The organism is Sphingomonas sanxanigenens DSM 19645 = NX02 (assembly GCF_000512205.2).
Lineage (GTDB): Bacteria > Pseudomonadota > Alphaproteobacteria > Sphingomonadales > Sphingomonadaceae > Sphingomonas_D > Sphingomonas_D sanxanigenens.
In genome coordinates this window covers 513,055-527,921 of the sequence record NZ_CP006644.1, presented here as the reverse complement: position 1 = coordinate 527,921, position 14,867 = coordinate 513,055, and the positions used below count along the sequence as shown (strand labels likewise).

18 protein-coding genes are annotated in these 14,867 nt (G+C 60.5%); 14 read left to right on the top strand and 4 right to left on the bottom strand.

What is annotated here, in order from left to right; translation table 11 throughout:
- Positions 1–17 precede the first annotated feature (17 nt).
- The 3 genes from NX02_RS02395 to NX02_RS02385 are packed head-to-tail and all read right to left on the bottom strand — an operon-like array spanning position 18 to position 1,986.
- Positions 18–881 carry a 3-hydroxyacyl-CoA dehydrogenase gene (locus tag NX02_RS02395; protein WP_004207023.1) on the bottom strand — a complete coding sequence of 288 codons (864 nt, stop codon included), beginning with the start codon at positions 879–881 and terminating at the stop codon, positions 18–20.
- Entirely contained in the window at positions 878–1,375 is a 498-nt protein-coding gene (locus NX02_RS02390) for an acyl-CoA thioesterase (protein ID WP_004207018.1), read from the bottom strand. Before NX02_RS02390 ends, NX02_RS02395 begins: the two co-directional genes overlap by 4 nt.
- On the bottom strand, positions 1,372–1,986 hold the full coding sequence (locus tag NX02_RS02385) for a TetR/AcrR family transcriptional regulator (RefSeq protein ID WP_004207015.1): 615 nt from the start codon (positions 1,984–1,986) through the stop codon (positions 1,372–1,374). Before NX02_RS02385 ends, NX02_RS02390 begins: the two co-directional genes overlap by 4 nt.
- A 121-nt stretch (positions 1,987–2,107) precedes the next feature.
- On the opposite strand from NX02_RS02385, the gene NX02_RS02380 reads away from it, so the two are divergent.
- The 12 genes from NX02_RS02380 to NX02_RS02330 all read left to right on the top strand — a co-directional run bounded on the left by NX02_RS02380 (position 2,108) and on the right by NX02_RS02330 (position 10,826).
- Positions 2,108–3,196: a catalase family protein gene (locus tag NX02_RS02380; RefSeq protein WP_025290605.1), complete on the top strand. Its 1,089-nt coding sequence runs from the start codon at positions 2,108–2,110 to the stop codon at positions 3,194–3,196.
- A 40-nt stretch (positions 3,197–3,236) separates the two neighbouring features.
- Positions 3,237–3,848 (top strand): hypothetical protein, encoded by a 612-nt coding sequence (locus NX02_RS02375; RefSeq protein ID WP_004207013.1) that lies wholly within the window; start codon positions 3,237–3,239, stop codon positions 3,846–3,848.
- A gap of 3 nt (positions 3,849–3,851) precedes the next feature.
- Positions 3,852–5,219 (top strand): Dyp-type peroxidase, encoded by a 1,368-nt coding sequence (locus tag NX02_RS02370; protein WP_004207012.1) that lies wholly within the window; start codon positions 3,852–3,854, stop codon positions 5,217–5,219.
- A gap of 124 nt (positions 5,220–5,343) precedes the next feature.
- Positions 5,344–5,682: a hypothetical protein gene (locus NX02_RS33480; RefSeq protein WP_017503244.1), complete on the top strand. Its 339-nt coding sequence runs from the start codon at positions 5,344–5,346 to the stop codon at positions 5,680–5,682.
- A 22-nt stretch (positions 5,683–5,704) separates the two neighbouring features.
- Positions 5,705–6,046, top strand: coding sequence for an MFS transporter (locus NX02_RS33475; protein ID WP_037490093.1), 342 nt, complete (start codon positions 5,705–5,707; stop codon positions 6,044–6,046).
- Positions 6,047–6,066: 20 nt separating this feature from the next.
- Positions 6,067–6,501 (top strand): MFS transporter, encoded by a 435-nt coding sequence (locus NX02_RS33470; protein WP_025290603.1) that lies wholly within the window; start codon positions 6,067–6,069, stop codon positions 6,499–6,501.
- A 111-nt stretch (positions 6,502–6,612) separates the two neighbouring features.
- Positions 6,613–7,146, top strand: a complete 534-nt coding sequence (locus tag NX02_RS31195) for an SMI1/KNR4 family protein (protein WP_082733396.1) — start codon at positions 6,613–6,615, stop codon at positions 7,144–7,146.
- Positions 7,147–7,150: 4 nt separating this feature from the next.
- On the top strand, positions 7,151–8,743 hold the full coding sequence (locus tag NX02_RS02350) for a GMC family oxidoreductase (RefSeq protein ID WP_025290602.1): 1,593 nt from the start codon (positions 7,151–7,153) through the stop codon (positions 8,741–8,743).
- A gap of 12 nt (positions 8,744–8,755) precedes the next feature.
- Complete coding sequence (locus NX02_RS02345; protein ID WP_004207001.1) at positions 8,756–9,157, top strand: DUF2147 domain-containing protein; 402 nt, start codon at positions 8,756–8,758, stop codon at positions 9,155–9,157.
- Between the two features lie 429 nt (positions 9,158–9,586).
- Positions 9,587–10,174 carry a recombinase family protein gene (locus NX02_RS02340; RefSeq protein ID WP_025290601.1) on the top strand — a complete coding sequence of 196 codons (588 nt, stop codon included), beginning with the start codon at positions 9,587–9,589 and terminating at the stop codon, positions 10,172–10,174.
- Between the two features lie 36 nt (positions 10,175–10,210).
- Entirely contained in the window at positions 10,211–10,510 is a 300-nt protein-coding gene (locus NX02_RS02335; RefSeq protein ID WP_004206996.1) for a BrnT family toxin, read from the top strand.
- Entirely contained in the window at positions 10,491–10,826 is a 336-nt protein-coding gene (locus NX02_RS02330; protein WP_004206995.1) for a BrnA antitoxin family protein, read from the top strand. The genes NX02_RS02335 and NX02_RS02330 overlap by 20 nt, the downstream gene beginning before the upstream one ends.
- Positions 10,827–10,873: 47 nt before the next feature.
- On the opposite strand, the gene NX02_RS02325 is transcribed toward NX02_RS02330, so the two are convergent.
- Positions 10,874–12,304 carry an aldehyde dehydrogenase family protein gene (locus NX02_RS02325; RefSeq protein WP_004206993.1) on the bottom strand — a complete coding sequence of 477 codons (1,431 nt, stop codon included), beginning with the start codon at positions 12,302–12,304 and terminating at the stop codon, positions 10,874–10,876.
- A gap of 89 nt (positions 12,305–12,393) precedes the next feature.
- On the opposite strand from NX02_RS02325, the gene NX02_RS02320 reads away from it, so the two are divergent.
- Positions 12,394–13,548: a MalT transcriptional regulator family protein gene (locus NX02_RS02320; protein ID WP_158013865.1), complete on the top strand. Its 1,155-nt coding sequence runs from the start codon at positions 12,394–12,396 to the stop codon at positions 13,546–13,548.
- A 137-nt stretch (positions 13,549–13,685) separates the two neighbouring features.
- A complete protein-coding gene (locus tag NX02_RS30495; RefSeq protein WP_211258271.1) occupies positions 13,686–14,810 on the top strand; it encodes a helix-turn-helix transcriptional regulator in 1,125 nt (374 codons plus the stop codon).
- Positions 14,811–14,867 lie beyond the last annotated feature (57 nt).

Here is a 14,867-nt window from a genome sequence, read left to right as displayed (position 1 = left end):
TGTTTTTCTTGTTGGGATCAGTCGGCGGGCTTGTAGCTGTAGAAGCCTTCGCCCGACGCGATGCCGAGCTTGCCCTTGTCGATGTAGTTTTCCTTCAGCCACGCGGCGAGCGACTGTGCGTGCTCATCACCGTGCGACAGGATGTTGTAGGGGGTGTTCAATCCGATGATGTCGTAGATCTGGAACGGCCCCATCGGCGCGCCGGTGGCGATCCGCCAGACCTTGTCGACATCTTCCGGCTCGGCATAGCCGCCGGCAGCCAGATCGGTGGCCGCGTTCAGGAACGGCACCAGCAGGGAGTTGAGGACGTAGCCCGCTTTTTCCTTGCGCACCGGGATCGGCACCATGCCGATCGCGGAGGAGAAGGCGATCAGGGTATCGAACACGGCCGGATCGGTGTCGTCCGTACCCATCACCTCGGCAGTGTTGAACTTCCAGATGCTGTTGGCGAAGTGCAGCGCCAGGAAACGGTCCGGGCGGCCGGTGAAGGCTTTGAGGTCGCTCGGCAGCAAAGTCGAGCTATTGGTGGCGAAGATCGTTCTGTCAGGCGCGAGCCCCGCCAGTTTCTCGTAGAGCGCCTGCTTGATCTCGAGCACTTCCGGAACCGCTTCGATGACCAGATCGGCATTCGCAACCGCAGCCCCAAGATCGGCGGTGAGCGTGATGCGTCTCGAAGCTTCGGCTGCCTTGCCGTCAGCCGCACCCGTCACCTCTTTCACGTAGGTTTCTACAAGCGTTTCGAACCGATGCCTCGCCTGGTCGAGTGCTTCGTCGCTGATCTCATAAGCGGTAACGTCAAAGCCACTATAGGCGGCCTGGAAGGCGATCTGGCTGCCGAGGACACCGGTGCCTAGCACCGTCACTTTCAGGATGTCGCTCATTCATTCTCTTCCTTGCGTCGGGTTTCATAGAGAAACGGCGCAGCGACTTCGGCGGGCACGCGAACCAGCTTGCCGGTAGCTTTCTCGATGAGCACCCATTGCGACAGGGCCGCGACGAGCGTCTGACCGTTACTGTCTTTGAACTCGACGCACCGGGCGTATCTCGCTCCGCGCGGCTTCCCTTCGACCCAGGTTATGGCAAAGGTCTCTTCGCCCGCCCGGATATTGCCGCGGTAATCGACCTCGTGCCTGAGCACCATAGCAACATAGGTGTCGGCATCCCTCGGACGCGCGGCTGTCAGCCAGTGCGCCACCGACACATCCTGAATCCAGGTCACCCAGACCGCATTGTTGACATGGCCGAGTTCATCGATGTCTTCTTCGGTTGCCTGGAAACGGATATGGAAGCGCCGACGTTCGTCCACTTTTCCAGCCAAGGGCACGCCTGAAGCATCGCAGCCGATCCTGCGGCGTCCTTCGCCAGGAAGGCTCATGACCGGGTGGATGGCGCATCGAGGCCTGCCATCGCGCGAAAGAAGCCGACAAGCATTTGCTCTCGGGGAATAGCGCCTTCGACATCGCCCTGGACCGCCAGTCCCATCCACAGTGCATAGAGGCCGATCCCGGTCTGCAGCGGCGGCAAGGCAGGCCGAAGCGCAAAGCGCCGCGTCAGATCCGCCACAAGTTCTCCGAACAAATGGTGGCAGGCGGCCTTTCCTTCGCGATGCCGTTCAGCGAACGCGGGGTCCCGCCGCGCATGAAGCTGCAATTCGATCGAAAGCAGCGACCAATGCTGTTCGTCAGCCAGCTTAGCCAGCCGCGCCGCAAGCACTTGCAGAGTCGCCTCGATATCATCGCCGGAGCAGTGGGCGACCAGATCGCGCAGAAGCACGACCTCGTCCTGGATATGAGCCTGCAGAATCTCGACCAGCAGATCGTCCTTGCTTGCAAAATTCGAATAGAAGGCCCCCTGCGAATGACCCGCTGCACTACAGATGTTGCGGATCGACATGGCCGCCACCCCTTCTTCCACAATGGACGAATGTGCTGCGGCGAGCAGCTTATCCCGCGTCTGGCGCTGCGTTTCCTTTCGCGTGAGGCGCATGAGCGATCGACCTCCAATTCAGCACGGCATGGAAACCTTTTACCCATGTCGGCGTTCACCGTAAAACCAGATATCACCTGATATCTCGAATGCAACGAAAATCCGGTTCGAAGGATCGCCCTTGGCTGAGACCTATATCCCCTACTCCACCAGCGTCGAAGTGCTCGGCGAAGACGAGGAGCGGCTCACCGCCGAAATCCTCGAAATCATGGCGAGCACCAACCGCAAGGCGTTCGAGCGCCATCGGCATGCGGTGCGCGACGCCCATGCCAAGAGCCACGGGTTCCTGAAGGGCGAACTCGTCGTCCCGGAACTGCCGGAGCATCTGCGCCAGGGGCTTTTCGCTCGCCCGGCCACCTATTCCGTGGTGATCCGCCTCTCATCAGCGCCCGGAGATATCCACTCGGACACCATCCCCGCCCCACGCGGCATGGCGATCAAGGTCATCGGCGTGGAGGGAGAGCGGCTTCTGCCCGACGACCAGGGCCGCAATCAGGATTTCCTGCTCGTCAACATCCCGACCTTGAGCTTCGGCACGATCGGTAAATATCGCCAGCTCATTGGCCTTCTGGAGAAGAATGCGCAGAACCCCGCCTTCCTCCAACGCGCCATGGCCGGGGTGGCGCGTGGCGTGGAAGCCGCGGTCGAAGCGGTCGGCGTCGAGCCCGGCGCGACGCTGCGCGGGCTCGCGCGCGACAACGACCATCTGCTCGGCGAGACCTATCACTCGATGGCGGCGATCCGCTTTGGCGATCACATCGCCAAGATCAGCGCCGCGCCGCTTTCCGACAATGTCCGCGCGCTCACCGGCAAGGACGTCGGCACAGTGGAGGATTCTACGATGCGCGATCTGGTTGTCGAGCATTTCCGCGACCAGGGTGCTGAGTATCAACTGCGCGCCCAACTTTGCGCTGATCTCGACAAGATGCCTGTCGAGGACGCGGCGGTGCTCTGGCCCGAAGAGCTGTCGCCACACCAGCCGATCGCCACGCTGCGCATCCCGCCGCAGGACGCCTATTCGCCGGCGCGGCGGGTCTATGGCGATGACGTGCTGTCGTTCAATCCCTGGCACGGTATCCGCGAGCACCAGCCGCTCGGATCGATCATGCGGGTGCGCATCGCCGCCTATGAGCGATCCACCCGCTACCGCCATGAGATGAACGCGCAGCCGCGTGTCGAGCCGACAAACATTGACGCCATCCCGGACTGACGCACCGATCGACACACGCAATCACGAAAGGAGGCCAGTCATGGCCGAGACCGAAGAAAACCCGCAGATCGACGAAACCCGCCTTCAGGCCATCCGGCGGCGGATCGAGGAAGTGGCCGGCGACGCGCCGCAGCTCGCCAAGCTCGCGCTCGAGCAGATGGTGACGAAGCACAATCCCGACCTCAAGGGCACGGCCGGCTCGGCCGGTCGCGTCGGCGCGCAGTCCGGCAATGTCTCCGAGCTCACCGCCATCGCCAACCTCAAGCCGGGCGGCGCGGACCGGCTGAAACGCATCTTCGGACTCGTGAACGGCAATTTCGACGGGGCGCAGAAGGTCGGCACCCTGCACAACATGCGGTTCGTCTTCTTCGACAACGACACCCGCATCCTGTTCGCCACCGCCTATGACGGCGACTGGGACACCTATATCAACGACTTCGCCACCAAGATCCCTGACCTGATGGATTTGCTCTTCGCCTCGGTCGAAGGCTGGCCGGGCATCGCGAGCCCGAAGGTCAAGGATTTCATCGCCGAACATCAGATCACCGCCGCCGGATGGTTCGTCGCCAACCCGCAGGTCACGGTCGTCGACGTGCGTCGGCTTCAGCGGATGGAACATGCCGTCAACGAATTCCTGGACAAGGTGGGCTGAGCGATGACGATCCTTCAAAAGCTGAAAGAGCGCTTCTCGAGGGACAGCGTTACGCTCGACCTGCACGATATCCAGGCGCTGATCCTGCGAAGCCGGCCGGAGCCCTATGTCGGCATCCATGCGATGCTCCATTTCGACGAGGCCGAGGGCGCGCGCGCTTTGCTGGGCCGGCTCGCGCCCCATATCGCATCCGCCGACAACTGGAACGAGGATCTCGATTTCTGGATAGGCGCTGCACTCAGCTTCGAGGGACTGAAGGCGCTCGGCGTTCCTGAAGCGCAGCTCAAGACATTCCCGCTCCCCTTTCAGCAGGGCATGGCGGCGCGCTCGGAGCAGCTCCGCGACTTCGGACCCAACGCGCCGGAAAACTGGGAGGACGTGTTCAAGCCGGGCAACTGCCATCTCGCGCTGACCATCTACGCGGTCGACGATGCGGCGCTCGACAAGGCGCTGGCGACCGCGCGAACCGAACTCGACCAGAGCAGCGGCGTCACCTTGATCGGCGAGCATCGCTTCGGCGCGCCGGACGGCGCGAAAAACCCGTTCGGCTTCCGGGATTCGATCTCCCAGCCCGCCGTCGAAGGCAGCGGCGTCGATCCGCTGCCCGGCGAGGAACGCGCGATCAAGGCGGGCGAGTTCATCCTTGGATACGAGAGCGAGAACGGCCAGCCGCTCGGCATGCCTGAACCTGCGGCGCTGGGAAAGAACGGCACCTTCGTCGTCCTGCGCAAGTACAACAGCCGGGTCGGCTGCTTCAACGCCTTCCTCAAGGCCCATGGCGAGACGGCGGAGGACCGCGAACGTCTTGCCGCCAAGATGTTCGGTCGCTGGCGGTCAGGCGCTCCACTGACGTTGTCGCCGGATCATGACGACCCGGACCTCGGCGCCGATCCGCAGCGCAACAACGACTTCAATTTCAAGGACGACCCCAAAGGCCGCGTCGTGCCGCTCGGCTGTCATATGCGCCGGCTCAATCCCCGCGATTCCGAGCTGACACTGCTCACCGACGTCAACATTCACCGCATCATCCGCCGTTCCTCGACCTTCGGGCCGGTTTATTCCGAGGATGTGGCGCCGAAAGACGATGCCAAAGGCGATCGCGGCCTGTTCTTCATCTTCATAAGCGCGCGCGCTTACGACACGATCGAGTTCATGCAGCAGGAATGGATCAACCGCGGCAATTTCGTCGACCTCGGCGAGGAGCGCGATCCAATCGTTGGTCTGCATGAGGAGGACGGCCGGTTCACGATCCCGCAGGCGCCTGCGCGCAAGCGCATCGACGGTGTGCAGACCTTCAATGTCATGAAGGGAGGCGAATATCTGTTCATGCCAAGCCTATCGGCGCTTAAGTGGTTGGCAGAACAACGCTAAAGCTATTCACCTGATTGTCGGTTGAGATTTGAAGTGTGCAGAGTGACCCGGAAAGTGCGGGGCTGTGCGGAAGGTTAAGTGAGTGGGAGTTGAGTTTCGGCAAGGCTGGGGATGGTTGGTCCTTGTGGCGCTTACGATTTCGACGACCGGCGATGAAATCACGTTGCTGACGTTGATGTTCCGCACTGCCGAGAACGCATCCGGCTATGCGGTGCCGACGCTGCTGACCGCGGAGCTGCTACCCGGTCTGATCGCCGCACCCTGGGCGGGCCGCTTGATCGACCGCCGGGAGGCGGCCCGCATTCTGGTCATGGTGTCAGTTCTGCAAGCGGGCGTGATAGCATTTATCGCCTATTATCCCATGTTCACGCTCGCCGGGGCCGCGCTGTTGAGCGTGCTGTTCACGATCAGCAGCGCCGCAACATTCGCGTTGATTCCAGTGCTGGCGAGCGGCTTGGAATGACCTCGCACTCGCCAATTCCCTTATGGAAATGGTTCGCAGCCTTGGAATGCTCGCTGGTCCAGTCGCTGGGGGCGTACTGGTGGGATGGATCGGATCGCGCAATGCGCTTTTAGCCGATGCCGCCAGTTATGCCCTTTTGGCCCTCGTCGTGATGGCGAGCAGGCTTCGCCGCAAGCCACAACGGGACGATCAGGAGGAGGAGACCCTGTTCGCGGACTACCTGCCGCTGCTCCGCAATCGACGGTTGATGGTGGTTACGGGTGCGCTCAGCCTCGAAGTGTTTGCGACCGCCATAGCCGACGTTGCTTTCGTGTTTCTCGTGATGGTGACGCTGGGAGCGGGCCGACCGCGTTTGGAATGCTGACGGCACTATGGGCGGTTGGGATGTTGATCGGCGCTGGGCTGGCCGAAAGGGTTATTGGCCATAGGGTCGGACTGGCGGCGTTCGGCACGGCCGCTGTCATGGGCGCGACCATGCTGTGGATCGGCCTTGCGCCGATCGGGCTGGCAATCGTTGCCGTCGCCTTCATCCTAGGCGGCGGCGCAAACAGCATCCACAACGTCGCTGTCCGAACCTTGTTCCAGTCGGAATGCCCGCCCGCCGATCATGGCAAGGTCGCCGCGATCTATGGTGCGGTGACACGCACCGCCGTAATCGGCGGCTATGTTGCTGGCGGCTTCTTTTTTGTGCCGAATGATGCGCCAACCGCCTATCTCGTGGGCGGCCTGCTGGGCGTTGTCGCGGGCTTAGTCGGATGGCGGATATTCAATCGTAGATGGAGCGCAGCACCAATCAAAGCATCGACGCGCCAAGATTGACCTGATTGTCGTGCCCCTCCGCTAACGGCTATACCAATCAGGTGGCGTGATTGAGGCGCGGTGCGGAACGGACACGATAGCGACGCCCTAATGATGTAAGGCAGAAAATATATGACCTTTCAGTTTGATCCATCATTCGATGCAGAATCACTCCACATGCCGGGAGATTCTTTGATCGAATTAGACCAGATAGAGAGTTCATTAAGGATATTGCTGCCCTCTGAGCTTCGTGATTTATTTATTGAATTCGGATCAGCGATAGTTTTCAATAAGGATGTTGAATTTCCTGCGGAAAAATGCGCCTATTCCGAAGATTCAGGAAGAATTGGCGTTTCAGTTATATATGGCCCTGCTGACGGAAGCTTAGGAATAATTCGCATAAACGAACAATTATCCATGCAGATTCCAAAAACATCTGTGGTTTTTGCGGAAATCGGTCTGGGTAATATGCTGTTAATTGACAGAATTGATGGAAAGATATCCGTATGGCTGCACGATGAAGCTCTGCCTTCTAGGGCGATAACCCCCGTATACGACAGCTTTCATGACTTTATCGATGCACTGGTAGCCTTCGATCCTCCTCCCCTGCCCAGTTTAAAGGAATTGGGATTGGACTTGAAAGCGATGGGGATAGAAGAGGAGTAGCTAGATGTTACGGTTCGGCGCTGACGGAAACCACATCATTGGCGGCGGCTCGGCCGGCTGCGTCATGGCCAACCGCCTTTCTGCTGATTCGGATAAAGCTGTCTGCCTCATCGAGGCGGGGCCGCGCGATCGCAATCCCTTCATTCACATGCCGCTTGGCGTCGGCGTCATTGCCCGCACGGGATGGGTGAACTGGAACTGTGAGACCGAAGTCGAGCCTCACCTTAACAACCGGCGGCTCTATTGGCCGCGCGGCAAGACGCTGGGTGGCAGCAGCTCGATCAATGCAATGGTCTACATTCGCGGCGATCGGGCGGACTATGAGGGCTGGGGGGCGGCCGCCGGAGCTGACTGGGACTGGCCGCGCATGCGCGAGCTTTTTATCGCGCTCGAAAACAATCAGGCTATCCACGACGAGCATCATGGCAATGCCGGGCCACTTTGCGTCTCCAATCTTGGGCGAGTGAACCCACTTACGGAAGACTTCGTCGAAGCTGGGGTGGAACTGCACTACCCGCGAAATCCCGACTTCAATGGCGTGAGCCAGGAAGGCTTTGGTGTCTATCAGGTGACCCAGAAAGACGGGCAACGGTTCAGCACGGCGCGAGCGTTTCTCGATCCGGCTCGCTCGCGCAAGAATCTCGCCATCGAAACGAACGGCCTCGTCGAACGGATACTGTTCAAGGACCGTCGCGCCATCGGGGTCCGCGTCGGCGGCCGGGACCTGCTGCTGCGCCCCGGTGGAGAGGTGATCCTTTCGGCTGGCGCGGTCAATTCGCCGCAGATTCTGATGCTGTCGGGCGTCGGCTCGGCGAGCGAACTCAGGCAGCATGGCATAGAGATCGTTCTGGATGCGCCCGAAGTCGGAGCCAATCTCGCCGATCACCTCGACTATACGGCTGTGGCAACCACGGCCGATCGCGAAGGATTTGGGGTGGCGCCCAGTTTCCTGCCTCGTGCGATACGCGGCGCATGGAGCTATTTCCTTCATCATGAAGGCGAATTGACGTCAAATGCCTCGGAGGGCGGCGCTTTCCTCAAATCCGACGCCGGCCGGGAGCGGCCCAATCTTCAATTCCATTTCCTGCCGGCGATCCTGCGTGACCATGGCCGCAAGACAGCCTTCGGCTACGGAATGACCGTGCATGTCTGCGACCTTCTACCGAAGAGCCGCGGCAGGATCGGGCTCAAGATCGCCGATCCCACGGCTCATCCGCGCATAGAGGGCAATTATCTCAGTCATCCCGATGATGTGGGCGTCTTGCTGAATGGCGCGAAGCTAGCCCGCAAGCTCCTTCATGCGCCGGCGCTCGCCCGTCACTTGCGCGAGGAGGTGCGACCGGGACCCGCGGTCCAGACCGACGAGGCTCTGATCGACGACATCCGCGCGCGCGCTGAAACAATCTATCATCCGGTAGGAACATGCCGCATGGGCAGTGACTCGGCATCCGTGGTCGATCCGGCAGCCCGTGTACGTGGCATTGACGGTTTGCGCGTGGTCGATGCATCGATCATGCCGTCGATCGTGTCGGGCAACACTAACGCGCCTACCATGGCGATCGCGGAAAATGTCGCGCAAATGATGATCCGGCCTTGAGGAAGAATGGCGATGAGGTTCAGTTTCGTATTGGCAGCCATGCTGCTACTTGCAGCATCTGCGTCCGTCGAGGCACAGCGCGCTTCTTTCGGAGTGTGGAAGAATCCGCAGGACAGCGTACATGTGCGAGCCCAGCCGTGCGGAAGCAGAATGTGCGGGGTCGTGGTCTGGGCAAGTGACAAAGCCAAGGCGGATGCGCGGCGCGGCGGGACAAACGATCTGGTAGGTCTGATCCTGTTTCGCGATTTTGTTCCTGAAAAGAAGGGCGTGTGGCGCGGCAGTGTTTTTGTACCCGACATCGGCCAAACCTTCTCTGGAACAATCACCACGCTCGACGATCGGCGGATGGAGGGAAAGGGGTGCCTGACAGGGCGGATCATGTGCAAATCGCAGATATGGACGAAAGTGAACTGAAATCCGTCCAATCATCGTCTGACCGAGAGCGGCAAGCCAAGGATTTTAATAAGACACATCAAAAGCTTCTACGATAAATTGAAGAGGCGCGGAGCAGGAAGCGGGCATGGCGACAGCGATGTGTGCAGCCGCCACGGGATCAATTCGGCGACGGGCATGCGACTTGGTCAGCGTAAGCAGGCGGATAATCCGTTATTGATCGTCGCGGCCAGAAGACGGTCCGCTGCGGCAGCGGCTGCACGAACAGATTAACCTAATGGAAATCACACGATAAGCGCCCCGCCTGATGCGCCCGACGACACATGCCGCCGCTAGCAGGCATCCCCCCGGAAATTCCAGCAATCTACGCACGCCCAAAATCCGTAGCGTCCGATAAACTCTGCCGGAAAGGAGGACTGTCCCACAACAAGCTATCAGGGGTTTTCCGACATGCTTATAGGCTACATGCGCGTCTCTTCCACAGATGACCGGCAATCGGTCGATCTTCAGCGCGATGCGCTGATCGCAGCCGGCGTCGATAGCCGGCATCTCTATTCCGACAAGGCATCCGGCGCTCGCGAGGACCGGGCGAGCCTGCGGGCCTGCCTCGAATATCTCGCAGCCGGCGATACGCTGGTCGTGTGGAAACTGGATCGGCTCGGCCGCTCCCTGCCGCATTTGCTGTCGATCCTGACCGATCTCAGGGAGCGTGACGTGTCATTCCGGTCATTGACCGAGCAGATGGACACGGGAACGCCGCATGGCGAGCTGCTGTTTTCGCTGTTCGGCGCGCTGGCCCAGTATGAACGGGCATTGACGCGCGAGCGCATCATGGCAGGCCTTGCGGCCGCCAGACGGCGCGGGCGCTACGGTGGCCGCCCGCGAACGATCGATGCGGAAAAGCTCGATCAGATCACCGCCGCCCTTGCCGGTGGCGCTAGCAAGTCGTCGATCAGCCGCACGTTCAACGTGCCCCGATCGACCCTCGCAGATACGCTCGCGCGGGCCGGATGGCTCAAACCGCCGCGCCTTGCGTAACGACAAAAACATAATTATATTTCCGTAATGCCATCCATGCGCTTCTCCTGGCATCCGGCCAAAGCCGAGAGCAATCTGAAGAAGCACGGCGTCAGCTTTGCGATCGCTACTCGTGCGTTCACAGATCGTTTCGCGCTGAGCGATCAGGATCGGATCGAAGGTGGCGAGCGACGATGGCAAACCTTGGGCCTCGTGGAAGGGCATCTGCTCCTCCTCGTGGCCCACACTGTCGTCGAGCAAGACGATGACGGCGAGTATGTGGAGATCATTCATATCATTTCGGCTCGAAAGGCCGATCGAACGGAAAGGCGACGTTATGAAGAAGAAAGACGCTGATACCGTCCGTTTCCAACTCGATCCGGACAATCTGCCGCCGTTGACCGAAGCGCAACAGGCCGAACTGGATGCCCTGCAGGCGATGCCGGATAGCGGGATCGACTATAGCGACTCTCCGGCGCTGACAGAGGATTTCTGGCGGAACGGGCAGCGTGGGCGCTTCTATAAGCCCATCAAGCAGCAGGTGACGGCACGCCTTGATGCTGATGTGCTCGCCTGGCTCAAATCGCAGGGTAAGGGCTACCAAGCCCGCATGAACGCCATACTTCGCCGTGAGATGCTGGCGACCGCCAGAAGGCAGGAAAAGCCACGTTAATTTAGATAGTTAGGCTATCGGTTATCGTGATATAGTCGTACATGGATTTACCCCAGAAAGCGTTTGGCAAGTCGGATCAGACGCGCTGCCCGGCCCGAATAGGGAGGAAAGACGAGAGGCAGAGCGGAGAAGCGGTTCTGGAGAACGGCGCGCTCATGACTGAAAGTCCGGAACCCGTGATGGCCATGTGCCGCCCCGATCCCGGAATTGTTCACACCGCCGAACGGCAGATGATCGTGGACGTATTGGACGATGGTAAGGTTGACGCCTGCACTGCCGGAAGTCGTGGCCGCCAGGATATGATCCACTCTCGCCCGGTCACGATCGAACACATAAAGCGCCAGCGGCTTGGGTCTTGCGTTGATCCGACCGATCACGGTTTCAATGTCATCATAGGTCAGGACCGGCAGGACGGGACCGAATACCTCCTCATGGTCGATCGCCGCCTCGGGAGCGATCGCCTCCAGCACTGTGGGCGCCAGCGCCCTTCCCTGCCTTTCGCCGCCGACAATGATCCGCCCGCCCGTGGCCAGGGCATCCGCAATCAGGCCCCCCAGTCTGTCCGCATGGCGATCATTGACGATCCTTGCGAGATAGGGGCTCGTCATGCCCGAACCATAAGCGGCGGCGATCCGGCGGCGCAGCGCTTCCACGAACCGGTCGCGGATCGAAGCGTGGACGAACACATGATCGGGCGCGATGCAGGTTTGACCGGCATTGGAGAATTTGCCGAAGGCGATCCAACTGGCGGCCGTCTCTATGTCGGCATCCGGTCCCACGATCGTGGGCGACTTGCCACCCAGTTCCAGCGTAACGGAGGTCAGGTGGCGGGAGGCTGCCTGCATTACGACTTTCCCGACCTCGGGGCTGCCGGTGAAGAAGATATGATCGAAGGGCAGCGCGAGCAGGGCCTGAGACATCTCCTTCCCGCCGAGGGCGACGGTAACCAGGTCTGGCGGAAATGTGTCGGCGATCAGCCGCGCGATGACGCCCGAGGTAGCAGGTGTCATCTCTGAAGGCTTCAGGATAGCGCTGTTGCCGGCAGCAAGGCAGGACACAAGCGGCCCCAGGCAGAGATTGAATGGGTAATTCCAGGGCGCGATGATAAGGCACACGCCGCGTGGTTGTGGCACGATCCGTCCGGCCGTGCCGAAGCCGATCAATGTCGATCCGACATGGACTGGCCGCATCCATCGGCGCAGATTACGACGGCTGTGGCGGATTTCCTGCATGACCGGAAGAATTTCCGTCAGAAACACTTCGGCCTCCGGCTTGCCGAAGTCGGTCGCCATGGCCTGAACGATATCCGCTTCGAACTTTCGTATGGCAAGCGCGAGGCGCGCCAGCGCGGCGCGCCTCTCAGCAAGGCCAAATCGCATCCGGCGCTCGTCCGACATTGCCTTTTGCGCGGTGAAGAGCATTTCCACCGGGCGGCCATCACAGGGTTCCTGCGAAATCGACTGTCTCTCTTCAATCATCTCATTCACGTCCGAAACATGAGCTTCGCGCGAGTCTTACGAGCACAATAGCAATAGGGAACTACACGAACATGTAGTATCGACCTGTCATGGATCACGAAAGGGAATGGACTCCAACTCTGCTTTCGCGACTGGCGGAAACGGCACTTCGCCCTGTTAAATTGACCGCGCGCGTCAGCCTGCTGCGTGCGCCTTGCGGCTACGGCAAATCGGCGACACTTGCGGCCGGTTGGAAGGAGGCGGCGGACACTGGTCGCCCGGCGCTTTGGACAAAGCTTGCAAGCGACGACACGGCGAAGAGCACCCTGCATCGCCTCGCTCTTCAGGCCGGAACCGCCGCGGACATCGACTCCATTCTGCAATGGATATGGCATCAGGACAGGCCCGGGATCATTTGCCTCGATGATGTTCAGGAAGCGCCACATCTCGAAACGCTGACCAGAGACCTGGTGGATGCTCTTCCCGATGATTGGCGGGCGGTCCTTGCAACCTCCGCCCCTTGGGGATTTGGCGTCCTCAACGCCGACTGGCAGGAAGTCGGCCCCGATGGCCTGGCCTGCAGCGCCCAGGATCTGAAGCAACTGACCCGGGTCCCTTCAGCCCTCGACCGGATCATGTCGGACACACAGGGTTGGCCCGCATTGTGCCGCATCGCGTGTCGTGTATCCGACCGGAAGCAGCCACTGCATGTATGGCCCGAGATCATCTGTTATCTCGATCAGATCGTGTTGGCGCCCTTATCGCCCGCTCTGCGCACATGGTTGAAAAAGGCGGCATTGATCGCTCCCCTCGATGCCGAAAGCCACGATTTTGCCCTGCGCATCCACGACGGCGCGCAATGGATCGCACGTGCGCAACGCGAATGTCTCCTATTGAGGCCGGACAAGCACGGAATGTTTGCGCTCAATCCGGCGCTGCGACACCATCTTGCCTTGAGCGGACAGTCGCAGCTTCGTTTCTCGCCAAGCCATCTTTTAAAACGGGCTGCTTTTCATCACTGGCGCGCCGGCCGGCCAGCGCAAACAATAGCACTTTCGCTGCGCGCCGGCGATCCGGCCTGGGCGCGGGGACTGGGCGGTGAGATCGTCATGGATGTCGCTTTGCGACAAGGCCGTATCAACGAGTTGGCCCATTGGCTCGAGGGCGTGCCCGACACAGCGTTGCTGACGAATCCCATGGCTGGTCTGGGAAAGATATGGGTCCTTCCTTCCAGCAGCAGCATGCAGGGGCGACGCACCTTCTGAAGTTGCTGTCACGCACGGACACGCATGAGGAATTGCTGACGCTGCTCGGTGCTACGACAGCGGCGCTGAGGGACGATGTCGTGCGGGCGGAAAGGCTCTGCCGGCAATGGCTCCAACTGCACGCCCGGGAAAACCCAATGATGAAGGCCTCCGCCCTGGCCTGTCTCGCGAGCATCGTGGCGAGTCAGTCGAACGAGGCCGAGTTCGCGGCACTGCGTCCCCTACTGGATCAAGCTTGTGCCCTGGCCGATCAGGGCTTTGCCCGCGACTGGGCAAAGATTGCCGAAGTGCTGCTCCTGCTGACGCAGGGGCAGATCATTCCCGCACGAAATAGGATCGACGCGCATCTGACGGATATGGTCTCCCCGGTTGCCGAGGAGACGCTGAAAAGATTGCGCCTCGCTGTGCTGGCCGAAAGCGGCGTGCCTCTGGCAGAACTGGAATGGCCGTTGCTTTTCTGCGACCAGATCGTCGACGTCCAGATTCATACGGCACGGGCCATATTACGAGCCGCTCGTCTGGCCGGAGATGCGGACCTCTGCGGAAAAATCCTGACCGAACTGAACGTGAAAGCCGTACGCGACCACATGCCGCGACTGCAACTCATGGCCGATATCCTGACTGCCGAACATGAAATGGCGTCGGGTCGATCGGTCACCATCCCCAATATTCCCAGGAACGACGCCATCACTTCGGCTCACCTCGCCATTGCGGACGTCGAGTGCATGCTTCTGTCTGCGACGCGGGCGCTTGCCGACGGGAAGGATCACCTCGCGCGCCAATTGACGGACCGTATCCTGGCCCGCATCCGCAGGGCAGGATGGCAACATATCATACTCAAAACCCTCATGCTGCGTTCGGTGCTGCATCTACGTAAAGAGGCGCTGCAACTTTCCATACGGTCAGCGGAAGAGGCCTCGGAAATTCGCGACAGCACAGGACTGAAGGAAACAGCGCGGGAGTTCCGGAATATCCTGGAGCATATTCACGCGGGATGGGCCGTAAAGGCGAGGTTTGATCGGTCCGCAGCACAACATCACTTGCCGAGTTCACAACATACCGAAGGATCCGACCTGTCTCGCCGCCAACTCCATATCCTCGGCCTGGCGCGGGATGGTCTTACGAGCGCGGAGATCGCCAACATATTGGGTATCGGCGAAGATGGCGTAAAATGGCATTTTCGCGCGATCTTCAAGTGTCTCGCTGTCAACAGGCGCACCCAGGCCGTCGCCACGGCGATACAGCGCGGTCTCCTTCACTAAACGATCTCCCACGTCACAAATAGAGGCAGGCATGCTGTTGCGCGGCCTCCCGCAAGG